Source organism: Belnapia arida, assembly GCF_016773205.1.
Classification (GTDB): Bacteria; Pseudomonadota; Alphaproteobacteria; order Acetobacterales; family Acetobacteraceae; genus Belnapia; species Belnapia arida.
This window is the reverse complement of sequence record NZ_JAETWB010000111.1, coordinates 1-3,623: the sequence shown is the minus strand read 5'-3', so window position 1 is coordinate 3,623 and position 3,623 is coordinate 1. Positions and strand designations below refer to the sequence as shown.

Below are 3,623 nucleotides of genomic sequence, written 5' to 3'. Positions count from 1 at the left end.
GCCGACCACACAGGTCGTGACGCCCAGGCCAATGCTGAACTAACATTCACGGCGGACCACCCGATGGGGGCCGATCATCTCCACGCCAAGCCGCTCCACCATCGCGGCGCCACCAACGGTGCACTGCACTACCACACTGCGACGGTCCCGGCGGTCGGCTGTCCGAACGGCCAGTTCGAGCTCTTCGAGCCGGTCGAGGGCGCGGGTGATGGCAGGCTTGTTGACGTTGAGATGCGCCGCCAGCCCTCGGACGGTTTGCGGTTTGTCGGTCAGGCAGACAACCAGCAGCACGGCGAGCTGGCGTAGGTTCAGATCGGGCTCGTCGGAGCGGATCTCAGCTACACACGTCCGGCGAATGACGTGTAGCAGGTAGTCGGGCTCGTCAGCCACTGGCCGCATTCTCCCGCAGCCGCATCCCGGCGCCGTTGCCGTGCTCGGCGATGAACTCGATGCTGCTCATTCCCGGCGGCGTGCCAGCGACAGGCGTGCGGACACGTCCGAGCGCGCAAGGGCGTCCTGCTGCACGGTTTCGCCGCTTGGCATAACCGTGCTGACTGCTTTCTTGAAGATGAGCTGCGCATGGCCAGCGCGGGTCAGCACTAGGCAAACACGGTCGAAGTTGGCCACTCGACCCTGCAGCTTGACCCCATTCGTCAGGAAGACCGTTACCGGCGCTTTGGTCCGGACCAGCTGTGCCAGAAACACCTCTTGGACAGGCTGTGACGGTTCCTGGTCTGGCATGGCGCTGCTTGGCCCCTTGATCCTGGCGTAGTAAGCCAACCAGAGCACACATTTCCGGACTTTGTAGAGACGTTTGGCTATTTTGTCTGCCCTAGCCTCCTGCTTGGCTGGGCCGGCGGCAGATTGATCTCCTGCGCCGCCGGCGGCCTCGAGCAGCCGCCGTGCCGCCGCTGCTCGCAAAGCTCACCGGCAGAGAGTTTCGCAAGGCACCCCGTCCCGATCCCCATCGAGCCGCGTGAGCCCACACTGCTGCAGATAGAAGCGAGCCTCGGCGCAGCTGGTCATCTCCCGACAATACTGCTTGCCGCCGCAGGTGAAGCCGCTACTCGCCGCTGGTGCGGAACGCGTGGGCGCTGCCGGCCCCTCGGCGATGTGGTCGGGTCTGCCTCCACGCATTGCAGCGCGCCATTCCCAAGGTGGTATGCGCTCGGCCTCGGGGAGCGACCAAAGGCCGCGGCGACCTGCCTTGGCTTCAGTCTCGATCCGCAGCAGTTCGGGATCCCGACTGTATTGACGATAGACCCAAGCGGCACCCTGCCGGACCATCTCGGCATTCACATCCAGCGGGCCAGCGTAGACCCGCCCAACAGTCCGCCCGTACCGGTCCGTGTCTTGCACCACGACCCGCACATCTTTGCCGAAGACCAATCCCGAGAGGATTTGCTGCGCACGTGTGCCGTAGGGCTGCCGGCTCTCAGGAGTGTCGATCTCGCTTAATCGGACCCGCACTTGGCGGCGCTCGGCAGTGAGCAGGGTCAGGGTGTCCCCGTCTGCCAAGCCGACTATCCGTCCGAGCAGTTCGGCAGCCCGAGCGGGAGAGCAGGACAGAAGCGCAAGCAGGACGAAGATGGCGGCCGAAAGTCGCCAGATGACGAGAGGCATGCTGCTACCTGCCACACCTTTGACCACGGTTGTAGCGGCTGAACAAAGCATGTCTGTGCCTAGCATCAGCACCAGCGGCTGGATTGGCAACGCCCTCGGGATGCTGCCCGACAAAGCATCGGCCCTGCTGAACCGGGACCTCTGAAGAGAGGGTGAGGTGACGCTGCTCGAGGCAGTAGCGGCCCGGTTGGAGGTGCGGGTGCCGGAGCCGGCAGGCATCTAGGTGGGCTAACCGGCGCCGCGGCTAGCTAGTAAGCTTGCTTGCCTCGCTGCGAACCTCGCTCGGCTAATTTGTGATGAGGTCTCCTATCCTCGTGGCCCTTCGGTTCGATAGAGGGTGGGCATACTGCTTGCGGCAGGGAGCCAGGCACTGTCTCACCCTGGTCGCGGACTGCCATCGGTCCGCCTCCCTGCCCCTTCAACGGCTCAGCTTTACGAATTCAGCCTTATTCGCTCATAAAGCTTCATGGCCATCCTGCGACGCACGCTCCCGGCGCTTCTCGCCTCCCTCACAGCCTCCTCCCGGCCGGCGCTTGCGCAACCGCAGTCTGCACCTTTCATCACCATCGCCTCCACCACTTCGACCGAGCAGTCCGGCGTGTTCGGCCATATCCTGCCGGCCTTCACCCGGATCACCGACATCGCCGTGCACGTTGTGGCGTGTGGCACCGGTCAAGCCCTAGATATTGACCGTCGAGGCCAAGCAGATGTGGTGTTCACACACGATCGGCCGGAGGAGGCGCGATTTGTAGCAGAAGGCTTTGCTGCCCCGTGCGGCCGCCGCCCGGTGATGTACAACGACTTTGTTCTAGCCGGTCCGATAACTGATCCCGCCAATATCCGCGGCCTGCATGACGCGGCAGAGGCGCTCTGCCGCGTTGCCGCAGCGCGGGCGCCTTTCATCTCTCGCGGTGACCGTTCTGGAACCTACACCAGAGAGTTGCGGCTTTGGCAGTTGGCAGGGCTGGATCCTAGCGGCGATCGCGGATCCTGGTACCGAACGGTAGGCCAAAGCATGTTGCCGGCCCTCAACACCGCCGCAGCCCAGCAAGCTTACATCCTGACCGATCGCGGCACTTGGATCGTCTTCCATAAGGAGTGCGGTCTGGATGTCTTGGTCGAGGGCGATCGGCACCTGTACAACCAGTACGGCGTGATGGTGGTAAACCCAGTCCGTTTTCCGCAGATAAAGATGAAGGTTGGGCAGGCTTTTGTGGATTGGGTCACCGGCCCTGTAGGACAGGCTGCTATTGCCTCACACAGGTTCCAGGGAGAACAGCTTTCGTTCCCAATGCGAGCTCCTTTGATGCGTGATCCGGTGCTCACCAAAGACGTGGAGCCTCCCCCGCCACGATGGGCATAACGGGCGCCACATCGCGGATCAGCTAAAGACCATACGGTTGCGGATGGCGATCGGCCGCGAGCTGGACGAGCGGGGCATCACCACGCCTGCGGAGATTGGCGCTGCGCTCGGGATGCCGGTGGCGGAAGCGACCAAACTGCTGACTCGGCATCAGTGGCGCGAGGGCGACGTTGAGCAGCTTGAAGCAGCGGCGGCTCGTCCGAGAGCGCCGAGATGGTCCAAGCCTTCGTCGCCGGAGCGCGGGCCGAGTTAGCTCGCATAGCGGCAGCAGGCGGTGATACGACGATGGGGCAGGCATGAACCCGCCCGGAGCACGAGCCCGCTGGTGTGACCTGGCCGGCGTCTCTACCGAGTGGCTGGCGCTGCGCGCCGCCAAGCTGGCCCTGTCCTGGGCACGGCGACGAGGCAGTTAGGGTCGAAGTTCAACAGGCCTACAGCGACGCGCATTCTGGCGGCTGCGGCCCGCCCAGCGCATCAGCAATGGCGCAGTATCGCAACGGGCGCCGAGCCGTGACCGCATCGGCCAGCATGACCGCGGCAGCATTGGCCATGGCGCTGTTGAGGCCTGCGATGCAAGGCAGCGCATCGCGGCCAAAGGCGGCGCAGTAGTGGTCTATGGCTGTCTCCAGCGTGAGAT

The 3,623-nt window shown here is 64.2% G+C and carries 5 protein-coding genes; 1 reads left to right on the top strand and 4 read right to left on the bottom strand.

Translation table 11 applies throughout. The annotated features are described in order from the left end of the window. Positions 1-39 precede the first annotated feature (39 nt). The 3 genes from JMJ56_RS32730 to JMJ56_RS32720 all read right to left on the bottom strand — a co-directional run bounded on the left by JMJ56_RS32730 (position 40) and on the right by JMJ56_RS32720 (position 1,623). The gene (locus JMJ56_RS32730; RefSeq protein WP_328702528.1) at positions 40-390 is read right to left on the bottom strand and encodes a MarR family transcriptional regulator; all 351 of its coding nucleotides are present in this window, start codon (positions 388-390) and stop codon (positions 40-42) included. A 66-nt stretch (positions 391-456) separates the two neighbouring features. Further along, positions 457-741, bottom strand: a complete 285-nt coding sequence (gene hfq, locus JMJ56_RS32725; protein WP_202836056.1) for an RNA chaperone Hfq — start codon at positions 739-741, stop codon at positions 457-459. Positions 742-924: 183 nt separating this feature from the next. Further along, positions 925-1,623 carry a thermonuclease family protein gene (locus tag JMJ56_RS32720; protein WP_202836054.1) on the bottom strand — a complete coding sequence of 233 codons (699 nt, stop codon included), beginning with the start codon at positions 1,621-1,623 and terminating at the stop codon, positions 925-927. Positions 1,624-2,089: 466 nt separating this feature from the next. Between JMJ56_RS32720 and JMJ56_RS32715 the strand changes: the two genes are divergently transcribed. Further along, the gene (locus JMJ56_RS32715; RefSeq protein WP_202836053.1) at positions 2,090-2,986 is read left to right on the top strand and encodes a substrate-binding domain-containing protein; all 897 of its coding nucleotides are present in this window, start codon (positions 2,090-2,092) and stop codon (positions 2,984-2,986) included. Between the two features lie 431 nt (positions 2,987-3,417). Here the strand turns inward: JMJ56_RS32715 and JMJ56_RS34625 are convergent. Then, positions 3,418-3,623 (bottom strand): hypothetical protein (locus JMJ56_RS34625; RefSeq protein WP_236039051.1); only part of this gene is annotated, 206 nt, incomplete at its 5' end.